The sequence below is a fragment of the Paraburkholderia sp. genome, from assembly GCF_034668105.1.
Classification (GTDB): domain Bacteria; phylum Pseudomonadota; class Gammaproteobacteria; order Burkholderiales; family Burkholderiaceae; genus Paraburkholderia.
Genome location: NZ_JAXDPY010000559.1, coordinates 1 through 19947 on the forward strand (window position 1 = coordinate 1; position 19947 = coordinate 19947).

Sequence of the window (19947 nt, forward strand, 5' to 3'; positions counted from 1 at the left end):
AAACAAAAACTCCCCCATAAAAGGCAAATTCCAGCGCACACTACCTTACTGCTCCGTCGCGGAGCGACAAAAGCCTACTGGGGAGTCCATCATGGCAAAAGGTCAAATGCGCAGTAACCGCGAAGTAAAGAAACCGAAACAGGCGAAGAAGCCTCAACCGGCCACCACGCCGTCGGGCGCGCCGCCGATCCGCGTGGCGCCGACCGTCTCGGCAACCCAGAAGAAGCACTAAAGACGCGCTAAACGAGCAAGCCCGCCCCACCAGGCGGGCCCCAACACCTACTTCGAGATATCCTCCAACGCGACATCCCGCGTCTTCGGCCCAAGCATCCCGATGGCCAGCATGACAACCACCATCGCGCCCGAAATAAACACAAACACCCCGCCCACGCCGAACCGGCTCAAACACCCCGCAATCACAAACGCGGAAAACATCGCCGAAATCCGGCTCCACGAATAAACAAATCCCACGGCCCTCGCGCGAATACTGGTCGGAAACAGCTCCGCCTGATATGCGTGATAGCTATAAGAAATAATATTGCCCGCCAGCACAAGGCAAACACCCAGGCTCACCAGCAACACCGTCTCCCGCGCCTGACTGAACAACAGCCCGCACACTACGTTCACCCCCGCCATGCAGATAATCACCGTCTTACGCTCGAAGCGGTCGGCAATCAGCATTCCCAATAACGGCCCGAGCGGCGCTGCAATCGCAATCACGCTCGCGTACATCAAACTGGTCGTCACCGTAATGCCCTGCTTGATCAACAAAATCGGAATCCAGTTCGCGAAGCCGTAATAACCCATCGTCTGGAACACATGGAAAATGATCAGCATCAGCGTGCGTTTCCGATAAGGCGGCACCAGCAGATCGCGAAACGCTGCACGCGCGCGCACCGGTTCGGGTGACGCCGGCTCCGGCAAAGGCCGTCCATATTCGCGTTCCACGCGTGCTTCAAGCCGCTTCATCACCGCATCGGCTTCCTCGATGCGGCCTTTCTGTGCGAGCCAGCGCGGGCTCTCCGGCAAACGCAGACGAATCCACCACACCACGATCGCGCCCATCACGCCAGTCAGCACGACCAGACGCCAGCCGTCGAGACCGAAATAACGGTGCGGCACCAGCAAATACGAGAGAAACGCGACAATCGGCACCGCGCAGAAACCGACCGCCTGCGAAAACGCCGACGCCCGGCCGCGCACATGCTTAGGCACGAGCTCGGAGATGTACGTGCCGATCGTCACGATCTCCACGCCGATCCCGATCCCCGCGATGAAGCGCCATAGATTGAGCCCGAGCGCCGTGTCCTGGAACGCCATGATGATGTTGGCCGCGGTGTACCACAGCAGCGACCATGTGAAGATCGCGCGTCGGCCGAAACGGTCGGCGAGAAAACCGCATGCCGCCGTGCCAATGAACAGGCCCGCGAATAACGCCGCGATGAAGCTCGCCACGCCGCTGGTGCCGAACAGGCCATGCGTCGTCGCGGTCAGAATGCCGCTGCGCACGAGGCCCGGCGCAATGTAGCCGGAGAACATCAGGTCGTACAGCTCGAAGAAAAGGCCCAGGCTCAACAGCATCACCAGTTGCCAGATCGAGCGCGTCGCGGGCAAGCGGTCGAGCCGCGCGGAAATGCGCGCGCCGTCCAGCGCGATCTGTTCCGCGCGTCCGCTTGCCGATGCGCCTGAGGGCACGTCACCCAGCGCGCCGGCAGCGCCGACCGCTGTTACATACACCGCCTGATTCGACGATTTCATCATCTGTCTCCTTTGTCCACTTGCGGGACATGCCACCTCGCCGGCCACCGGACGCATCTCACTTCGGGCGCCGCCCCACCAACCGCCACGCTTACGCAGCTTCCTCGGGCGACTGCGCCATGCCGCCGCTCAACGCCGCGATCTGCGCTTCGTCGTACCCCAACCCACGCAGCACGTCCGCGGTATGCTCCCCGATCTTCGCGATCGGCCGACGCGGCTGCAAACGCGCGCCGTCCATCGAAATCGGCAGCAAGGGCATCGCGGTTTCGCTGCCGTCATCGAGGGTCAAACGCGCAAGGCCGCCGCTCTCGTTCAGATGCGGATCGTCGAACAGGTCTTCGGGTTTCGTGATCGACGCGAACGGAATGTGGTCGCGTTCGAACAGTGGCACGAGTGCCGCGCCTTCGAAGCGACTCAAGGTTTCGCCGAGCGTCTTCAGCAGCCACTCGCGCGCCAGCACGCGGTCGTTGTTGGTCGCGAGGCGCGGATCGGCCAGCAGATCCGCGCGGCCGAGAATCGCACAAAGCGCACGCCACTGTCCGTCGCCGGTCGCGGCGATGAACATCTGCTCGTCGTTGGCGAGCCGGAACACGTCGTAGACAGCCCATGCGCTGATGCGCTCGGGCATCGGCGCGGCGGCCACGCCGGTCGCGGCGAACTGCTGCATGTGTTGCGCGGAAAGCAGCACGCAGTTTTCGAACAGCGCGCTTTGCACTTCCTTGCCGCGTCCGCTCGTATGCCGTTCGTGCAATGCGGCAAGCACGCCGATCGCGCCGAACATGCCGCCCATGATGTCGTTGACCGAACTGCCCGCACGCAACGGACGGCCGACCGGTCCGGTCATGTAGGCGAGGCCGGCCATCATCTGCACGACTTCGTCCAGAGCGAGACGGTGTTCATACGGGCCGTTCAGAAAACCTTTGTGCGAGACATAGATCAGCTTGGGACTGCGCTCGCGCAGCGAAGCGTAATCGAGACCCAGGCTCGCCATACGGCCCGGCTTGAAGTTCTCGACGAATACATCAGCGGTATCGACCAGCTTGTGCAGCGCGGCCAGTCCCGCTTCGCTATCGAGATCGAGCGCGACGCTCTTCTTGTTGCGATTGAAGGTGCGAAAAAAACCCGCACCGGTGCCGAGTAAACGGCGCGTACCGTCGCCGCGCGGCGGCTCGACCTTGATGACTTCGGCGCCGAGGTCGCCCAGGATCATCCCGCAGGTCGGCCCCATCACCATATGCGACAACTCGACTACGCGAAGGCCGGCAAGTGGCAACGCGCCCGGTTGCTCCGACGAAGCAGGTGCGGAAGGAACGGAAGACGCAGACGTAGAAGAAACTGGAGTCATTGCAGCACCTGTGATCCGGAAGGTTCAAAACGTTGAGCAGCGGCAATAAACTGCTTCGGCAAACCGGCGCGCGCCAGATAACCGTACAGCGGTTCTCCAGGCAGCGCGTCGGCGAGCACGTCGCGCGACGCGATGAGTCCGGCGAGGTCGATGCCGGTGTCGTAACCCATGCTGTCGAGCATGAACACGAGGTCTTCCGTGTTCACGTTGCCAGTCGCGCCCGGCGCATGCGGACAGCCGCCCAGGCCGGCCAGCGACGCGTCGAATTCGCGGATGCCGTGCTGCAGCGCGATCAGCGTGTTCGCGAGACCGAGGCCGCGCGTGTCATGGAAATGCAGCGAACGCAGCTTGCTTCCCGCCACCTCTCGCACCCGTTCGATGATTTCGCCGACCTGGCGCGGCGTCGCTTCACCGGTGGTGTCGCCGAGCGCGACGACGTCGGCGCCCGCCTGCAACGCGGCGCGCGCGATCCGGACGATATCGGCGTAAGGCACCGCGCCTTGCAGCGTGCAGCCGAACACCGTCGACAATCCGGCGATCAATTCCACGCGTCGCGCATTCGCGCCAGCGGTGCTATCGATCAGTTCGCGCATCGCGGCAAATGACTCGATCATCTCGGCAGGCGTCTTGCGAACATTGGCAAGGCTATGCGCCGTGCTCACCGAAATCGGCGCGACGATCCGATGCACGCCGGATTCCAGCGCACGTTGCGCGCCCTTCAGGTTCGGCACCAACGCCGTCACGATCAGATCGTCATAGGTGAGTGCGTGGGCGATCACTTCGTCGGCGTCGGCCATTTGCGGCAGCAACTTCGCCGGCACGAACGACGCGACTTCCATATGCCGCACGCCCGCGGCATAGGCGGCGTCGATCCAGCGCCGCTTGAACTCGGTGGGCATCGTGCGCGCGATGCTTTGCAGGCCGTCGCGCATGCCGACTTCGGTCACGACGACGCGCTCCTGGGTGTCACTCATGGTCTTGAATCCCGGTCTTGAATCTTGCGTGGAGTGCAGGGAATGAAGCAGTTGAGCGACAGCGTGCCCGCTCGCGACCGCACGGCAAAGTCTGCGTTGACGACGCACTCCATCGCCGCTCGCGATGGCGGCAAAGACACGCAGGACGGGCGTGTTGCGCTGCAAAGGGGAAACCCTTAAGGGCTTTTCACAGGCAAACCGAAGGACGTTGCGGGCGCGCTCTGAAATAGTCGGGGACCGTGGAAAAACTGAAAGGTCGCCGAGCGGCCTTTCAGACCACGTTTGAGTTGCGCGGTAAAGGCCACCCGCGGCGAGAGGTCAAACCGATTTCAACAGATGATCGAGCAGATGCGACGCCGTCAGCGTCAGCGCATTGCGGTCGCGCATGCAGATCACGAAGCGCCGCTCTGCCCACGCTTCGCACAATGGCACGGCGACGATGCCGTATTCATCGGCAGCATGCCTGGGCAGCGCCTCGCTCGGCAGGATCGCGACGGCGAGGCCCGCCTGGATGAAACGATAGGCGGCGTCGAAGGTCGACACGTAGGTTCGATAGTTGAGCTCGCTGCCCTTTTCCACCGCAATGCGCTGCATCAGCGCGTTCACCGATGCGTTCGATGCCAGCCCGAGATGGTCGAATGCCAGCGTCTGCTCGAAGCCGACTACCGCCTCTCTTGCCAGCGGATGATCGCGCGGCACGATCAGCGCGAGATGATCGCAGCGATAGGGCAACACGTCGAGACTGCCCATCGGCACCACATCGCGGCAAATGCCGAGATCGGCCACCCCTTCTTCCAGACCGCGCACGATCTCGGCGCTGACGCGCTCTTCGACATCGACACGAATTTGCGGGTTGGCTTTCAAAAACACCGAGAGAGCTTCGGGCAGAAACTCGACCATCGACGACACATTCGCCAGCACCCGCACGTGACCACGTGCGCCGGCCGCGTATTCGCTGAGCTCCGCCTGCAACCGTTCGTGGCCGCGCATGATGAGCCGCGCGTGCCTGAGCAGCGCCTCGCCGGCGGCGGTCGCGCGCACGCCGCGCTGGCTGCGCGAGAGCAGCGCGACGTCGACTAGCGCTTCGAGATCGGCGAGCCGTTTGCTGACCGCGGACGGCGCGATGAACTCGCGTTCAGCCGCGCGCGCAATCGTGCCTTCCTCGCAAACGGCGATGAACAAGCGCAACGTCACCTGATCGATTTGCCACATGAACGAGCGGGTACCCGGTGTTTGAAGTGGGAAAATTATGCCCGAGGAAGGCGGAGGCCGAGTTCATTTCAGGGTATCCACGGTCGGCGCGCGTGTTCGCGCCGTTGATTGCGCGCCAGATTGTGAAGGCGGATCGTCTGCGAAATGATGTCGTTTGATGCGGTGCGGGTTCGCTTCGTCTGAACCCCATAGCCTTGCCCGGGATTTTCGATCTGGCTATGCTTGGGAACGCGCGGGCAGGTCGCCTCGCCGGCCCGCGCGCGGGAAACCGCAGCGCACGCAACCCATCACCAAACAGAACAACCGATCAAGGCTTGCCCATGTCCACCGCCAGTCTCTTCATCACCTCCGCGGGCGTCGGCCTCGCGATTGCCGCACCGGTCGGCCCAATGGGCATGCTATGCATTCGCCGCACGCTGACGGGCGGCCCGCGCGCAGGGCTCGCAATCGGCTTCGGTATCGCAACCGGCGATGCGGCTTATGGTTTGATCGCGGCGCTTGGCCTGGTCGGCATTTCGCAGTTCATGCTGGCCTACGACCGCCCCTTGCATCTGCTTGCCGGTCTGTTTCTGCTTTATCTCGGCGTGCGGGCCTTGCTGCAAAAAACGCCCGTCGTAGATGCGGCCAATGGCAATGGCAATGGCAATGGTACCGGTGACAGCAAGCTCGCCCAGGTAGGCCGCGCCGGCGCGCTGCGCGCCTATGCGAGTTCGCTGCTGCTCACCTTGACCAACCCCCAAACCGTCATCATGTTCGCCGCACTGTTCACGACGCTCGCCCCGCGCGGCGCATTTTCATCGAGCATTGCATTGACCACCGTCGGCGGCGTATTTTGCGGGTCGATCGCGTGGTGGTGTTTCCTCGTGACCGTCGTGTCGCTCGCGCGTCATGCGATCGGCAGCAAGCTACGCGTGGCGATCGACCGGATTGTCGGATTCACGCTGGCAGCGTTCGGTATCGTCGAGATTCGCCGTGCGCTTTGAATGAGGTCGAGCGGCATGCTCAAGTTTCGCATCCCACGCTCGCCGCGCAGTTGGCGAAGCAGCAGGAGCAGCGTGGCGATGCCGCGCTGCTCGATGTGCCGCTGTGGCACGACTCGGATGTGACCGGCTGGCGCGCGTGGTTCGACGCGCTCGCGATTCCGTTGAAGCCGCGTGCGCAAGATCGCCGTTTCGAAGACTACACACTGGTGCTGGCCGCCGCCGAAGCGGGACTCGGCGTGGCGCTGGCGCGCGTGCCGTTCGCCGACGCGTATCTGCGCAGGAGCGGTCTCGCGCGGGTGAGCCGCCATGAAGTCGCGTCGCCGCTGAAATACTATTTCGTGCATGCGAAGGGCGAGAGCCGGCCCGAAGTGCGGGCGCTGATCGAGCGGATGCAGGCGGCGCAGCACGGCCCGTCGTAGCGCGCTTTGCACGCGAACGCGGCAGTTTTGCGACAATAGCGGCTTTCGCCGCGCCGCCCAGCCCAAGCGTTCGCCGACATTCGCCGGCTTTCGAAGGCATCCGCGCTCCGGCCTTGCCGCCGAACCTCTCCAACCAACCCGACCATCCGCGGTCTGCTCAATGGCTCTACCCCACATCGAACTGCTGTATTCCTTCTCCGGCCTGTTCGTCGGCTTTCTGGTCGGAATGACGGGTGTCGGCGGCGGCTCGCTGATGACGCCGATCCTGGTCCTGCTATTCAACGTGCATCCCGCCACCGCAGTCGGCACCGATCTGCTGTACGCGGCCGCCACCAAGGCGACCGGCACGCTGGTGCACGGTCTGAAAGGCTCCGTCGACTGGCAGATCACCCTGCGTCTGGCGGCCGGCAGTGTGCCCGCCGCGACCATCACGCTAATCCTGCTGCATCGTTACGGGATGGACACGCCGGGCGCGAGCCGGCTCATCCAGATCGTGCTCGGCGCCGCCCTGCTGGTGACGGCCGTCGCGCTGATTTTCCGCCCGCAACTCGCGGCGCTCGGCGCGCGCCGTCAACGCGCGCCCAGGCAAGGCCGTACGCTCGCCCTCACCATGCTGACCGGCGCGGTGCTGGGCGTGCTGGTGTCGCTGACGTCCGTGGGCGCGGGCGCGATCGGCGTGACGGTGTTGTTGCTGCTGTATCCGTTGCTACCGACCACGCACATCGTCGGCTCCGATATCGCGCACGCGGTCCCGCTCACGTTGTTGGCGGGCGCGGGACATTGGCTGCTGGGTTCGATCGACTGGTCGATGCTGTTGTCGCTGCTGGTGGGGTCGCTGCCTGGGATTGCGATTGGCAGCTATCTGTCGTCGCGCGCACCGGAGGTGCTGCTGCGCAACGTGCTCGCCGCTACGCTCACGCTGGTCGGCGCGCGCCTTGTGCTGGCGTGAAACGGCGGCTTCAATTGTCTGTCTTGGGCGCCGCCAGAAACCCGGCGCTCCCACGCCCTCTTCATTTGAAGAATCTGCACGTCAGGTCGGACTCGAACTGTCTGACCCATTGCCCGTGATGGTCCTGATAGGACTGCGCCCAGCCGCCACGCCGGATCGTGACGAGGCGCTCGTGCGTGGCATCGCGCGGATCCGTACGGGCGCTGATGTCGAAATGCACCGGCGCGAAGCCGTGCCGCGCGCACACCAGTTCGAAAGCCGCCCGATCGCCGATCGGTAGATCGGTATAGCGCAAAAGCGTGGTTTCCATGGCGTTGACTCCGGTTCCGATTGCACCACAGTACGCTTCGGAACGCGTCAATTGTGTGTCGCAGCACACAAAAGGGCCGTTGCCGTGCAGGCGTTCGACGCCAACACTGAGCAGAGTCGTTAGCGCCGCTTGATGAAGCATCGCCAGGAAAATAAAAACGAAAAAAGGGCTCCGGTTACTAGCCGGAACCCTTGCGCTGACATGCGCCACGCTTATTCATCACACTCAAACATAGCGACGGGCAGCCGGCGCACCCTTGAGCTTGCCGGTGCTTCGTGCGCTTGTTGTGCTTCGTGCGCCTGTTGTGCTTCGTGCGCCTGTTGTGCTTGTTACTCTTGTTGCGAGCCGCCGACGGCAAGCCGCTTATCGCGGCCTGCTCACGGCAGCCGACTTACTGCTGCATCACGGTCAGCTTGTTCGACACCGACGTCACACCGGCGACGCCCTTGGCCGCTTCGCCGGCGGAGTCGATCTGGCCTTGGTCGGGCACCGTACCCGTCAGGGTCACCGCACCGCCGCGAGCGCGCACGGCGATGTTGGAGACGTCGACGCCTTGCACCTTGCCAATCGCGCTGCGCACCTTGCGACCCAGTTGGGTATTGGCGTGCTTGGTGGCCTTGGTGCTTGCAGCCGGCGCCGCGGTCGTGCCCGTTGCATCGCTTGCCTGCGCGTACACATTGCACGCCACCACCATTGCCACGACCGAGCCCAGCGTTTTCAGAAAACCGACCGATTTCATAGTTTCTTTTCTCCTTAGCTACACATTGGACCGCACGTATAAGCGGCTTCGTTACGACTTCCGGCGGCCATGCTTCGCGCGCGAAGGCGCGGCTCAGCAACGGCCGACTATGGCAGTAACACGATGTGCGAGAGGCGAAAGAGGCCGGCTGAAGGTATCCGCATAGTTAGTTGCATGCGATGCCGCGCATGCAATGCGGTACAAGAGCCGGCAAGCCGCGAAGTCCGCCAGCGCGCCCGGTTCTTGTCTGTCATGCCGGGTCACGCCGCGCAAACGTATGTTCGCGGCAGCGATCGACAATTTAATCTAGCCGCGCCAGAAGCGCAAAGGGTTTAGTCGTACCTCGACGTGGCCGGTGGGTTGGCAAGGGCATTCATCGGGTTTATTCATGCGGAGTTCATAGTTTGGGGCTGGGCGGCTCTTGGGCGGCACACGGGCGGCATGCGCGCGACGCCTGGATGGTTCATGGCAGCTCATCGGCGACTCCTGGATGGTTCATAGGGGGTTCATCGGTCGTTCATCGGTCGCATCGGCCGTTCGCCGGCCGTTTGTGGCCTTCGTTGGCCGCTCATGCGCCGTCCACGCGCCATGCACGCCCCGTTCACGAATTGTTACGGGTTTGACCACGCCCGCGCCGGCCGGACGTTCCGCCGCGGCGCTATTCTCAGGTACCATCGGCGCGACGCCGGTTGCCGTGCGTCCTGTGTGTCTTTCGCGCCGGCCAGCCCGCCGCTGCGCGAGCGCCTCGCCCCGGTTCGCGCGCCGCAGAGCGCCGCCACCCGGTTCACTTTCGACCGTAGCCGTCACGTCATCTGATGAAGCCAGCCACCGGCCGCAAATCCCCTCCCCGTCTCGTCGCCCGTTTCGTGGCGATCTCCTGGCGCGACCTGGCGGTCTCGTTCGGGCCGCTCCTGCTGATCGCCGCCGCGGCGATCTGGGTCGCCGTGCGCCTGATCCAGCCCGCTCCGCCCAGTACCCTGACGATCAGCGCCGGCCCCGAAGGCAGCACCTTCTGGAACGCGGCGCAGAAGTACAAGACGATTCTGGCGCGCAACCGCATCACGCTGAACGTGTTGTCTTCGGAAGGCTCGCTGCAGAATCTCAAGCGGCTCTCAGACCCGAAGTCGAACGTCGACGTCGGCTTCGTGCAGGACGGTGTCGCACCGGGCCCGAACGAAGGCTTGATGTCGCTCGGCAGCGTGGCGTACGTGCCGCTGGCGATCTTCTATCACGGGCCGACGGTCACACGGCTCTCCGAATTCAAGGGCTTGCGCCTCGCGGTCGGCGCGGAAGGCAGCGGCACGCGCGAACTGGCGCTCGCGCTGCTCAAGGCAAACGGCATCGTGCCGGGCAGCGGCCCGACCAAACTGCTGCCGCTCTCGGGCGACGACGCCGCTGACGCGCTCATCGCCGGCAAGGTCGACGCGGCATTTCTGGCCGGCGATTCGGCGCAACCGGCGGTGATGGGCAAGCTCTATCGCACGCCGAACGTGCAGTTCTACGACTTCACCCAGGCCGATGCCTACGCGCGGCGCTTTCCGTATCTAACGCAGCTCGAAATGCCGATGGGCGCGTTCGACCTCGGCAAGAATCTGCCCTCCGCGCCGATTCATATGGTCGCGCCGACCGCCGAGCTGGTGGCGCGCGACTCGCTGCATCCCGCGCTGTCGGATCTGCTGATCGAAGCGGCTCGCGAGGTCCACGGCAAGGCGAACATCATGCAGCGCGCCGGCGAATTCCCCGCACCGCTCGCCCACGATTTCCCGATCAGCGACGACGCCGCCCGTTACTACAAGTCAGGCAAGAGCTTTCTCTACCGGGTCCTGCCGTTCTGGCTGGCGAGTCTCGCGGACCGGCTGCTGGTGGTCGTGGTGCCGCTGATCGTGCTGCTGATTCCGGCGCTGCGCGTCGTGCCGTCGCTCTACGCGTGGCGGGTGAAATCGCGCATCTACCGCTGGTACGGCGCGCTGATCGCGATCGAGCGCAGCGCGCTCAGCGAGCATTCGGCTGAAGAACGCGCCGCGCTGATCGAGCGCCTCGATGCGATTGAAGAATCGGTGAACGGTCTGAAAATGCCGCTCGCCTATGCGGACCAGTTCTATGTGCTGCGCGAGCACATTGGCTTCGTGCGCGAGCGGCTGACCCACAACCGCGAGGCTCGGCGCGACGCGGCGGACGAACCCGGCGAGGGGCCGCAGCCGCCCGATGCAGCGCGTGCTTGCAAAGCCGATGACGCAATGGAATCGCCCGAAGCGCGCGGCGCCGCCGAGGCCGATGCGTCGCCCGCCAATCGTCCCGCTTAACGATGCGCGCGAGCCTGAAATCATATTGACGGGTGCAAGCGGCGGCTGCACCGCGTAAGATCATTACAATTCCGACGGTTTAGCAGACGACACCGTTCGGAACAGGCAATCCGGGAGAGATTTATGACCGTTGGCATCGACGCCAGGCAACCGCTGTGGTTTTACGATTTTGTCTCGCCGTTCACGTACCTGTTGCTCGAGCAACACGACAAATGGCCGGGCTTCGACTTTGCGTTCACACCGGTCGTGCTGAACGACCTGTATCGCCACTGGGGCCAGCGGCCCGCCTACAGCGTGCCCGCAAAGCGCGCATTCCTGTATCGCCACGCGCTGTTTCGCGCGGAGCAACTCGGCATTCCATTCAAGATGCCGCCGGCCCATCCGTTCGAGTCGATGAAGCCGCTCCTGCTCGCCACCGCGGCGAAGGGCGACGTCGCCTTCGTGCGCGAGATTTTCCGTTTCATCTGGCGCGACGGCCGCGATCCGTCGAGTGCTGCGGCGTTTGCCGAGTTGTGCGAGCGCGTCGGCATGCCCGACGGCCCGGAACTGATCAAGAACGAAGAAGTGAAAGCGCAACTGCAACGCAACACTGCGGATGCAATCGGTCTGGGCGTCTACGGCGTGCCGACCTTCCGCTTGAACGATCAATTGTTCTGGGGCGAAGACGCATTGCCGATGGTGCTGTATTGCGCACGTACGCCGAACTGGCTCGACTCGAAGGAAGTGAAGCGCATCAGTTCACTGCCTTCCGGCCTCGCCGACATTTGAGCGAAGGCAAAACGTAATATTCATGCAAACAGCCATGCCGTTGCAGACGCAATTGCGTCAAAAGCGCCGTCCTGATGCCGGCCATACCGCGCCCGCTATGCCGCCGGACCGCAAACGGGCCTAAGGTTATAACCATTGCGCCTCGCTCTCGCGATCTGGCTCGCGGGCGGTTCCGTACGATGCCTGGCCCGGGCCCGACCTGCTTGCATCGCCTCGCCTAAACAACTCGCATGGACGACGACTCCGCCGCCTCCCTCGATATCTGGCTCGTGCGCGTGCTGCGCACGCTGCTGGTCGAGCGCAGCGTCACACAAACCGCGCTGCGTCTGAATCAGACCCAGCCTGCGATCAGCACCGCGCTGCGCAAACTGCGCGAGACGCTGAACGACCCGATCCTGGTGCGCGGCAAGTCAGGCATGGTGCCGACCGAATACGGCGAATCGTTGTTGAGCTCGGCGCAACGCGTGCTGCGCGAAGTCGATTTCGTGGCGACGCCACATGGCGACTTCGATCCGGATCGCTCGCGCCGCACCTTCCGTGTGGCCGCGCCGGATTATCTGAACGACTTCTTCATGCCTACCGTGATCGCGCAGTTCCGCGAAGCGGCGCCGCATGCGCGCCTCGAAATCGATTCGCTCGGCCCGATGCTCGACCATTCGGCCGCGCTCGATGCGGGTGAACTCGATCTGGTGATCGGCAACTGGCCGAAGCCCGATCCGCGCTTCGAACGCAGCGATCTGTTCTCCGATACGGTGGTGTGCATGATGCGCGCCGATCATCCGCTGACCCGCACGCCGATGACGCGCGAGGCGTACCTCGCCGCGCCGCACCTGGCGCCCACGCCGTATAGCGGCACGCGCGGCGGCGCGCTCGACATCGGCTTTGCGCGGGCCCGCGCCGAGCGGCGCATCGTCGCCACGCTGCCCTACTTCGGCCTCGTGCCGCAGACGCTGCTGCAATCGGACCTGATCTTCACGACGACACGCCGCTTTGCGGCGCACTATGCGAGCATGCTGCCGCTCGCGGTGGTCGACGTGCCGATTCCGTTTCCGCGCATCAAGTGCTATCAGCTGTGGCATCCGCAGCCGGATCGGCCGAGCGATGTCGGATGGTTGCGTGCGTTGATGTCGCACGTGTCGGATGAATTGGTCGCGCAGAAGGTGCGGCGCGGGAAACGGGCGCTGAAAAAATAAAAGTCAGCCGCGGCGGGCTGACGTTTGAATTGAAGTTTCGCGAGTGAGCGGTTTACGAAGCGCGTATTTATCTTGAGCAATTCGAGTGACGAGCCTGACGTTGAACGACTTACGCCACGTGCCTCGCTCTACCTTCTCACACGCTCGCGTAAAGTTTCTGCGTCACCGCCCGCGCCACCGCCTCGCGCGAACGAATCTGCAGCAACTCGGCACACACCGCGACTGCAATCGCCGCCGGCGCCTTGTCAACGATACCGGTCACGCCGATCGGGCACGTCATCTCCGCCAGCCGATCCGGATCCACACCCCGATCCAGCAAACGACGCTCGAATTTCACGCGCTTGGTCTTCGACCCGATCATGCCGAAGTAGGTGAAATCGCGCCGCCGCATGATGCGCGCGGCGAGTGAAAAATCGAGCGCGTGGTTGTGCGTCATCACGAGAAAATACGCGCCGGGCGGCGCCGTGTCGACAATCGCATCGGGCGTGTCGGTCGCTTCGACCTGCACGTTGGCCGGCGTTTCGTCGGGGAACAGTTCATCGCGCTCATCGACCCACTGGACGACACACGGCAAGCTGCCGAGCAGCGTAACGAGCGCATGGCCGACGTGCCCCGCGCCGAACAGCACGATATGCATCGGCGCCGGACGCGGTGCGGGGATGGCGCTACGCCGGCCGATCTGAACGGAAGAAGAGGCGTTCATCGCGATCATTCCAGTTGGTTTCGATAGTTGCACAAAGATTTTGCGTGATTGTTTCTGCCTGCCGTACTCACGATCCTGGCGGCCACACACTGTTTCTCGCGATTGCCGGCGTGACGCGGCAGCCTCTCCGGCGTCACGCGCTCATGGCAACGGTTACTGCCGGGCCGCCGCGGTCGCTGCCCGCACCGCGCCGACTGCCTTCAGGATTTCCTCGCTGGTCGCGGGTGCGTTCAGCGGCGGATTGACCTTGTGGTCGCCGACGGCCGACACCGCATCGCGCACCGCAAAGAACACCGAGAACGGCAACAGCAGCGGCGGTTCGCCGGTCGCTTTCGAACGATGGATGCTGTCCTCCGCGTTGCGATTCCTGAACAGGCGCACACGGAAATCCGGCGGCGTATCGTTGACGGTCGGAATCTTGTACGTGGACGGCGCATGCGTCATCAGCTTGCCGCCGGCGTTCCACCACAGTTCTTCGGTGGTGAGCCAGCCCATGCCCTGAATGAACGCGCCTTCCACCTGGCCGACGTCGAGCGCCGGATTCAGCGAAGCGCCCACGTCGTGCAAAGCGTCCGCGCGCAGCACGCGCATTTCACCGGTCAGCGTATCGATCACCACTTCCGATACGGCCGCGCCGTACGAGTAGTAGTAGAACGGCCGGCCCTGCAGCTTCGATTGATCCCAGTAGAGCTTCGGCGTTGCATAGAAACCGTCGGACCACAACTGGATACGCGCAATGTAAGCCTTCGCGATCACTTCTTCGAACGGCACGATCACTTCGCCGACCACCACGCGGTCGTGCACGAAACGTACTTCAGAAGCCGCTACCTGCCCTGCGCCGAATCGCTCGGCGGCGAAAGCCGACAGCCGTTCGCGCAACTGGCGCGCGGCATCTTGCGCGGCCTTGCCGTTCAGGTCCGAACCGGTCGATGCAGCGGTCGCCGACGTATTGGCGATCTTGCTCGTATCGGTCGCCGTGACGCGGATGCGGTTAAAGCCGACGCCCAGTTCATGCGCGACCACCTGCGCGACCTTGGTGTTCAAACCCTGGCCCATTTCGGTGCCACCGTGATTCACCAGCACCGAACCGTCGGTATAGATGTGCACGAGCGCGCCGGCCTGATTGAAGTGGGTCACGTTGAACGCGATGCCGAACTTGACCGGCGTCAGCGCCAGGCCCTTCTTCAGCACTTCGTTGTTCGCATTGAACTCGTTGATCGCCGCACGGCGCGCGCGGTATTCGCTGGTCGCTTCGAGTTCGTCGATCAACTCGTGAATCACGTTGTCTTCGACGACCTGACCATACGGTGTCTGGTTGCGCTCGGTCTTGCCATACAGATTGCGGCGTCGCACGTCGAGCGAATCCTCGCCCACCGAACGGGCGACGTTGTCCATGATGTACTCGATCGCGAACGCGCCTTGCGGACCGCCGAAGCCGCGGAACGCGGTGTTCGACTGCGTGTTGGTCTTGCCGCAGAAGCCGTCGATCGTCACGTCGGAGAGCCAGTACGCGTTGTCGAAGTGGCACAACGCGCGCGTCATCACCGGGCCGGACAGGTCGGCGGAGAAACCGCAACGCGAGGTCATGTCGACCGTGACGCCGTCGATCACGCCGTTGTCGTCGTAGCCCACTTCATACGTGTAGTGGAAATCGTGGCGCTTGCCGGTGACCATCATGTCGTCGTCGCGGTCTGGACGCAGTTTGACCGGGCACAACAGCTTCCATGCAGCCAGCGCCGCGCAGCACGCGAACAGCCCCGATTGCGATTCCTTGCCGCCGAAGCCGCCGCCCATGCGGCGGCATTCGATCAGCACGTTATGCGATGCCACGCCTAACGCGTGCGCGACCATGTGTTGCATTTCGGTCGGGTGCTGTGTCGAACAATAGACGTGCATGCCGTCGTCGTCCTTTGGCACCGCGTATGAAATCTGGCCTTCCAGATAGAACTGCTCCTGGCCGCCGAGCAGCATCTCGCCGGCTTCGCGGTGCGCCGCACGGGCGATCTTCGAACCGGCTTCGCCGCGCGCGAGTTTCATCGGCGGCAACACGTGCTGGTTCGCGGCGCGGGCCTGTTGCGCGGTAAGAATCGCCGGCAGCTCTTCGTAGACGACTTCGGCGCGGCGCGCGGCGAGCCGCGCGATTTCATGCGAAGTCGCGACCACGATGAAGATCGGCTGGCCGACGTATTGCACGATACCGTCGGCGAGAATCGGATCGTCGCCGTGGACGATCGGGCCCACGTCGTTCGCGCCAGGGATATCGTCAGCCGTAAAAATCGCGACCACGCCGGGTGTGGCGCGCACTTTGTCGAGCGAGATCGAGACGATCTTCGCGTGCGCTTTCGACGACAGGCCCAGCGCAGCATGCAGCGTGCCGGCGAGCGTCGGGATGTCGTCGGTGTAAGTGGCACGGCCGCTCACGTGCAGATGCGCGGACTCGTGCGGACGCGAGACGTGGACCTGAGTAAAGTCGTCGAGATCCTGAAGCTCTTTCAGGAACGGTTCGGCTTGCTGATTCATTGCTTTGTTCTCCGTATTCTTTCAAGAGAACGCTGGGCCGCCCCAACGTTTTCTTATCCACCTCGGCGCGTAGGCGCCAGAGTGCGGGCGCTCTTCAGCGTCTCAGGCGCTCACGCCGGCCGGCGCACATGCGGCGGCCACTGCACGAACATCCAGCGCGCTTTTGGGCAGCGGATTGTTCGGACGCGTTTCGAGCCAGAAGCGGTACAACGTGTTCTTCGCCGCTTCAAGGCGATAGTTGCTGGTCGCGCGCATGTCGGACAGCGGCGCGTAGTCGTTGCCGAGCGCGAGCATCGCGGCCTGTGCCGTGGCTTCGTGCCATTCGGCATCGCGCAGCACGGCTTCGGCGTGCGTCGCACGCTTCGAGGTGGCGGCCATCCCGCCGAATGCGATGCGTGGCTCGCGGATCACGTTGCCGTCGGCGATAAAGGAGAACGCGGCGCACACGGCCGAGATGTCCGAGTCGAAACGCTTCGACAGTTTGTAGGTGCGGAATTGCAGATTCTTGCGCGCGCCGGTGCGCGTCGGCACCTTGAGTCCGACGACGAACTCGTGCTCCGACATGTTTTTTTTCTGATACGCGAGGTACAGATCCTCGAGTGGCATTTCGCGTTCGATCTCACCGCCGCGCACGATCACATGCGCGCCGAGCGCGATCAGGCCCGGCATCGAATCGCCGATCGGCGAGCCGTTGGCGATATTGCCGCCGAGCGTGCCGGCGTTGCGAATCGGCAGCGACGCGAAGCGTTGCCACATTTCGTTGAGTTCCGGATATTGCTTCGCGATTTCCGCGTAGGCCCTTTCGACGCTGATGCCGGCACCGATCTCGATCCAGTCGTGGTTGGTTTCGAGCTTTTGCAGCTCGGCGATCTGGCCGACGTAGACGATGTTGCCCAACTCACGCATCAGCTTGGTGACCCACAGGCCGATGTCCGTGCTGCCGGCGAGGATGCGGGTAGCCGGTTCGGCTTCCTTGATTTTCGCGAGGGCGTCGACGCTGCGCGGCGCGGCGAAATGCTGGCCGGCATGCTCGTAGTGGAACGTGTCCTTGCGTTCGAGCGTGGCGAGGGCTTTCGACAGCGCTTCGATGTTGACCGGCGCTTTCGGCGCGGGCGCTTCGAACATGCGCACGGCGGCGTCGACGATCGGACGATAGCCGGTGCAACGGCACAGGTTGCCGGTCAGCGCGTTGCTGATCGCGTCGCGCGACGGCACGGTTTTGTTCGCGCAGCTATGTTCGTGGCCGTGCTTTTCGTACAACGACCACATCGACATGACGAAACCCGGCGTGCAGAAGCCGCACTGCGAACCGTGGCACTCCACCATTGCTTCCTGCACCGGATGCAGCGAGCCGTCCGGCTGACGCAGGTCTTCCACGGTGAAGAGCGCTTTGCCGTCCAGCGTCGGCACAAACTGGATGCAGGCATTCACCGCCTTGAAGTCGACCCCGCCCGCCGCGTTGCGCTCGCCGACGACGACCGTGCACGCGCCGCAGTCGCCTTCGGCGCAACCTTCCTTGGTGCCGGTGCAATGGACATCCTCGCGCAGATACTGCAGGACGGTGCGGGTGACGGGCGCGTCCTTGATCTCACGGATCGCGTTGCGGTGGTAGAAGCGAATCGGCTCAGTCATGTCTCGTACTCTCGAATGTTCTGTGTCCGTGGGGACGTGCTGCGATGATGATTCGAAAACTATCACCGTCAATAAAGCCAACCCATAGCAGGGATCGCATGCGGGACATATCCGCCGAACGATATAGAGATGGATTTGGGAGGCGGTTGACTTATGTTGGAATGGCCGTTTTGCCGTCTTTTTCTCGAAATTACGAATTTATTGCCTCGAACGTCATTAGTCCGTTCATTCGCTACGCAGGGAAAGACCGCTCATGCGGGCAGAAAACGATCCACTATATGACTCCGGCACCTTTTTCTGGCCGCCGAAATTATTAAGCAACCCCTGCAAGAGAACTGGTTCCATGGGAAAATCACGCCTTTCCGCCGTTTTCAAGTCTCGTTTTCCCCATGTCCACCGACACAGCGACACCTCGCAGCGAATTTGCGACGACCATGCAGATCATTCCGGTCGTCTTTTTCACGTTTCTTTGCTACCTGACGATCGGGATTCCGCTCGCGGTGCTGCCTGGCTACGTCCACGACGACCTCGGTTACAGCGCGATCCTGGCCGGCGCTGCGATCAGCGTGCAGTATCTGGCGACCTTGGCATCGCGGCCGCTGGCGGGTCGTTCGGCGGATACGTTGGGGCCGAAGCGGACGGTGTCGATCGGCTTACTGGGTTGCGGCGCGAGCGGGGTGTTGTTGCTGCTGGCTGTGTTGTGCGGGCGTTGGCCCGTGGTGAGCCTGGGATTGCTGGTGTGCAGCCGTCTCGTGCTCGGTTTCGGTGAAAGTCTGTGTGGCACCGGCGCGATTTTGTGGGGCATTGGCCGGGTGGGTACGAGCAACAATGCGCGGGTGATTTCGTGGAACGGCATTGCGACTTATGGCGCGCTCGCGATTGGCGCGCCACTGGGGGTGGCGATTGCGCACTCCATTGGGTTCGCCGCGTTGGGCATTCTCGTGATGCTGCTGGCGGCGCTCGGTTTTTATCTGGCGCGGCCCATCGCCGCGGTGCCGATCGTGCATGGCGAGCGGATGTCGTACCGGAGCGTGTTCACGCGGGTGTTGCCGCATGGGATCGGGTTGGCGCTCGGCTCGGCCGGCTTTGGGTCGATCGCGACGTTTATCACGCTGTTTTATGCCGCGCGGCATTGGCCCAATGCGGCTTTGTCGTTGACTGTTTTTGGCACGCTGTTTATTGGCGCGCGGTTGTTGTTCGCTAATACGATCAAGGCTTATGGTGGGTTTCGGGTCGCGATTGCGTCGTTTTCGCTTGAGTGCGCTGGGTTGTTGATGTTGTGGTTGGCGCCTGAGCCGCATCTTGCCCTTGCGGGGGCCGCGTTGACCGGGTTTGGGTTTGCTTTGGTGTTTCCGGCTCTTGGGGTTGAGGCGGTTGGGCTTGTGCCACCCGCTAGCCGTGGGGCGGCTTTGTCGGCTTATTCGGTGTTTCTTGATCTCTCGCTGGGGATTACTGGGCCGTTGGCCGGGTATATCGCTGGGGAGTTCGGGTATGCGCAGGTGTTTCTTTTTGCCGCAGTGGCTTCCGCGCTGGCAGTCGTGTTGTCGACCATGATGTATCTGCGGTATTCGCGGGCGCCCAACGCGCCTGCGGCGACTTGATTTCTTTGCCCGCTCGGCGATTATTGGCTGTTTGCCTAAGGTGTTGGGCTTTTCTTGAACTGGGTTTTTGGCCTTTCCTTGAACTGCATTTTTGGCCTTTCCTTGAATTGATATTGGTCTATTAGTGTTGCCCCTGTGCGGGGCGGCACTTACTTTCTTTGCCGCCGCAAAGAAAGATAAGCAAAGAAAGCGGCTCACCCCGCCAGCTCATAAGCGGGTCCCCCGCACAGCCACAGTAGTGGTGCATCTGGAATCCGTGCCCTCGCACATTCGGCCCTGGTGACAAGGCCGTCATACTTCCCGCCTCGCACTGCGTGCTCGGCGGAACGGAACATCACAAAGATGTAGCGCCTTCGCCCAAAATTCGTGTCAGCCATTGGCTTCTCTTCTATAAATCAATATGCACCAGCGCCGCCGCGCGCCGATGCACATTTCATGAAACCACCACCGCGTTTTCGCAATCATATTTCATTCAGCGCCGTGTGTTGGCGTGTATCGCTTCTCCGCTTCTCCGCTTCTCCGCTTCTCCGCTTCTCCG

The 19947-nt window shown here is 63.1% G+C and carries 17 protein-coding genes; 8 read left to right on the plus strand and 9 right to left on the minus strand.

Annotated features, from left to right (window positions below):
• Window positions 1-232 (plus strand): hypothetical protein (locus QOC89_RS24705; RefSeq protein ID WP_323047412.1); only part of this gene is annotated, 232 nt, incomplete at its 5' end.
• Window positions 233-279: 47 nt separating this feature from the next.
• Here QOC89_RS24705 and QOC89_RS24710 read toward each other — a convergent pair.
• The 4 genes from QOC89_RS24710 to QOC89_RS24725 all read right to left on the minus strand — a co-directional run bounded on the left by QOC89_RS24710 (window position 280) and on the right by QOC89_RS24725 (window position 5289).
• On the minus strand, window positions 280-1758 hold the full coding sequence (locus QOC89_RS24710; RefSeq protein WP_323047413.1) for an MFS transporter: 1479 nt from the start codon (window positions 1756-1758) through the stop codon (window positions 280-282).
• A gap of 91 nt (window positions 1759-1849) precedes the next feature.
• Window positions 1850-3103 carry a CaiB/BaiF CoA-transferase family protein gene (locus tag QOC89_RS24715; RefSeq protein ID WP_323047414.1) on the minus strand — a complete coding sequence of 418 codons (1254 nt, stop codon included), beginning with the start codon at window positions 3101-3103 and terminating at the stop codon, window positions 1850-1852.
• Window positions 3100-4077, minus strand: coding sequence for a hydroxymethylglutaryl-CoA lyase (locus QOC89_RS24720; protein WP_323047415.1), 978 nt, complete (start codon window positions 4075-4077; stop codon window positions 3100-3102). The genes QOC89_RS24715 and QOC89_RS24720 overlap by 4 nt, the downstream gene beginning before the upstream one ends.
• A 318-nt stretch (window positions 4078-4395) precedes the next feature.
• Window positions 4396-5289: a LysR family transcriptional regulator gene (locus QOC89_RS24725; protein ID WP_323047416.1), complete on the minus strand. Its 894-nt coding sequence runs from the start codon at window positions 5287-5289 to the stop codon at window positions 4396-4398.
• A 320-nt stretch (window positions 5290-5609) separates the two neighbouring features.
• On the opposite strand from QOC89_RS24725, the gene QOC89_RS24730 reads away from it, so the two are divergent.
• The 3 genes from QOC89_RS24730 to QOC89_RS24740 all read left to right on the plus strand — a co-directional run bounded on the left by QOC89_RS24730 (window position 5610) and on the right by QOC89_RS24740 (window position 7640).
• A complete protein-coding gene (locus tag QOC89_RS24730; protein WP_323047417.1) occupies window positions 5610-6272 on the plus strand; it encodes a LysE family translocator in 663 nt (220 codons plus the stop codon).
• A complete protein-coding gene (locus QOC89_RS24735; RefSeq protein WP_416340462.1) occupies window positions 6269-6691 on the plus strand; it encodes a LysR substrate-binding domain-containing protein in 423 nt (140 codons plus the stop codon). Before QOC89_RS24730 ends, QOC89_RS24735 begins: the two co-directional genes overlap by 4 nt.
• Window positions 6692-6851: 160 nt before the next feature.
• The gene (locus QOC89_RS24740) at window positions 6852-7640 is read left to right on the plus strand and encodes a sulfite exporter TauE/SafE family protein (RefSeq protein ID WP_323047418.1); all 789 of its coding nucleotides are present in this window, start codon (window positions 6852-6854) and stop codon (window positions 7638-7640) included.
• Window positions 7641-7701: 61 nt separating this feature from the next.
• Here QOC89_RS24740 and QOC89_RS24745 read toward each other — a convergent pair whose 3' ends face one another.
• Together QOC89_RS24745 and QOC89_RS24750 are read right to left on the minus strand one after the other, a co-directional pair.
• Entirely contained in the window at window positions 7702-7950 is a 249-nt protein-coding gene (locus tag QOC89_RS24745) for a hypothetical protein (RefSeq protein ID WP_323047419.1), read from the minus strand.
• A gap of 391 nt (window positions 7951-8341) precedes the next feature.
• Complete coding sequence (locus tag QOC89_RS24750) at window positions 8342-8689, minus strand: BON domain-containing protein (protein ID WP_323047420.1); 348 nt, start codon at window positions 8687-8689, stop codon at window positions 8342-8344.
• An 815-nt stretch (window positions 8690-9504) separates the two neighbouring features.
• Between QOC89_RS24750 and QOC89_RS24755 the strand changes: the two genes are divergently transcribed.
• The 3 genes from QOC89_RS24755 to QOC89_RS24765 all read left to right on the plus strand — a co-directional run bounded on the left by QOC89_RS24755 (window position 9505) and on the right by QOC89_RS24765 (window position 12953).
• Window positions 9505-10992, plus strand: a complete 1488-nt coding sequence (locus QOC89_RS24755; RefSeq protein WP_323047421.1) for a TAXI family TRAP transporter solute-binding subunit — start codon at window positions 9505-9507, stop codon at window positions 10990-10992.
• A 123-nt stretch (window positions 10993-11115) separates the two neighbouring features.
• Window positions 11116-11760 (plus strand): 2-hydroxychromene-2-carboxylate isomerase, encoded by a 645-nt coding sequence (locus QOC89_RS24760; protein WP_323047422.1) that lies wholly within the window; start codon window positions 11116-11118, stop codon window positions 11758-11760.
• Window positions 11761-11990: 230 nt separating this feature from the next.
• Window positions 11991-12953, plus strand: coding sequence for a LysR substrate-binding domain-containing protein (locus QOC89_RS24765; RefSeq protein WP_323047423.1), 963 nt, complete (start codon window positions 11991-11993; stop codon window positions 12951-12953).
• 136 nt (window positions 12954-13089) lie between these two features.
• Here QOC89_RS24765 and xdhC read toward each other — a convergent pair whose 3' ends face one another.
• The 3 genes from xdhC to xdhA all read right to left on the minus strand — a co-directional run bounded on the left by xdhC (window position 13090) and on the right by xdhA (window position 17808).
• Window positions 13090-13656, minus strand: a complete 567-nt coding sequence (xdhC, locus tag QOC89_RS24770) for a xanthine dehydrogenase accessory protein XdhC (RefSeq protein WP_323047424.1) — start codon at window positions 13654-13656, stop codon at window positions 13090-13092.
• A gap of 153 nt (window positions 13657-13809) precedes the next feature.
• Window positions 13810-16176 (minus strand): xanthine dehydrogenase molybdopterin binding subunit, encoded by a 2367-nt coding sequence (gene xdhB / locus QOC89_RS24775; protein WP_323047425.1) that lies wholly within the window; start codon window positions 16174-16176, stop codon window positions 13810-13812.
• 102 nt (window positions 16177-16278) lie between these two features.
• Entirely contained in the window at window positions 16279-17808 is a 1530-nt protein-coding gene (xdhA, locus tag QOC89_RS24780) for a xanthine dehydrogenase small subunit (RefSeq protein WP_323047426.1), read from the minus strand.
• A gap of 389 nt (window positions 17809-18197) precedes the next feature.
• On the opposite strand from xdhA, the gene QOC89_RS24785 reads away from it, so the two are divergent.
• Window positions 18198-19409, plus strand: coding sequence for an MFS transporter (locus tag QOC89_RS24785; RefSeq protein ID WP_323047427.1), 1212 nt, complete (start codon window positions 18198-18200; stop codon window positions 19407-19409).
• Window positions 19410-19947 lie beyond the last annotated feature (538 nt).

Bases quoted from the DNA above. Each gene is read 5' to 3' on its own strand.
- QOC89_RS24710 (WP_323047413.1), bottom strand. From the start codon at position 1,758: ATGAAATCGTCGAATCAGGCGGTGTATGTAACAGCGGTCGGCGCTGCC.
- QOC89_RS24715 (WP_323047414.1), bottom strand. From the start codon at position 3,103: ATGACTCCAGTTTCTTCTACGTCTGCGTCTTCCGTTCCTTCCGCACCT.
- QOC89_RS24720 (WP_323047415.1), bottom strand. From the start codon at position 4,077: ATGAGTGACACCCAGGAGCGCGTCGTCGTGACCGAAGTCGGCATGCGC.
- QOC89_RS24725 (WP_323047416.1), bottom strand. From the start codon at position 5,289: ATGTGGCAAATCGATCAGGTGACGTTGCGCTTGTTCATCGCCGTTTGC.
- QOC89_RS24730 (WP_323047417.1), top strand. From the start codon at position 5,610: ATGTCCACCGCCAGTCTCTTCATCACCTCCGCGGGCGTCGGCCTCGCG.
- QOC89_RS24740 (WP_323047418.1), top strand. From the start codon at position 6,852: ATGGCTCTACCCCACATCGAACTGCTGTATTCCTTCTCCGGCCTGTTC.
- QOC89_RS24745 (WP_323047419.1), bottom strand. From the start codon at position 7,950: ATGGAAACCACGCTTTTGCGCTATACCGATCTACCGATCGGCGATCGG.
- QOC89_RS24750 (WP_323047420.1), bottom strand. From the start codon at position 8,689: ATGAAATCGGTCGGTTTTCTGAAAACGCTGGGCTCGGTCGTGGCAATG.
- QOC89_RS24755 (WP_323047421.1), top strand. From the start codon at position 9,505: ATGAAGCCAGCCACCGGCCGCAAATCCCCTCCCCGTCTCGTCGCCCGT.
- QOC89_RS24760 (WP_323047422.1), top strand. From the start codon at position 11,116: ATGACCGTTGGCATCGACGCCAGGCAACCGCTGTGGTTTTACGATTTT.
- QOC89_RS24765 (WP_323047423.1), top strand. From the start codon at position 11,991: ATGGACGACGACTCCGCCGCCTCCCTCGATATCTGGCTCGTGCGCGTG.
- xdhC (WP_323047424.1), bottom strand. From the start codon at position 13,656: ATGAACGCCTCTTCTTCCGTTCAGATCGGCCGGCGTAGCGCCATCCCC.
- xdhB (WP_323047425.1), bottom strand. From the start codon at position 16,176: ATGAATCAGCAAGCCGAACCGTTCCTGAAAGAGCTTCAGGATCTCGAC.
- xdhA (WP_323047426.1), bottom strand. From the start codon at position 17,808: ATGACTGAGCCGATTCGCTTCTACCACCGCAACGCGATCCGTGAGATC.
- QOC89_RS24785 (WP_323047427.1), top strand. From the start codon at position 18,198: ATGTCCACCGACACAGCGACACCTCGCAGCGAATTTGCGACGACCATG.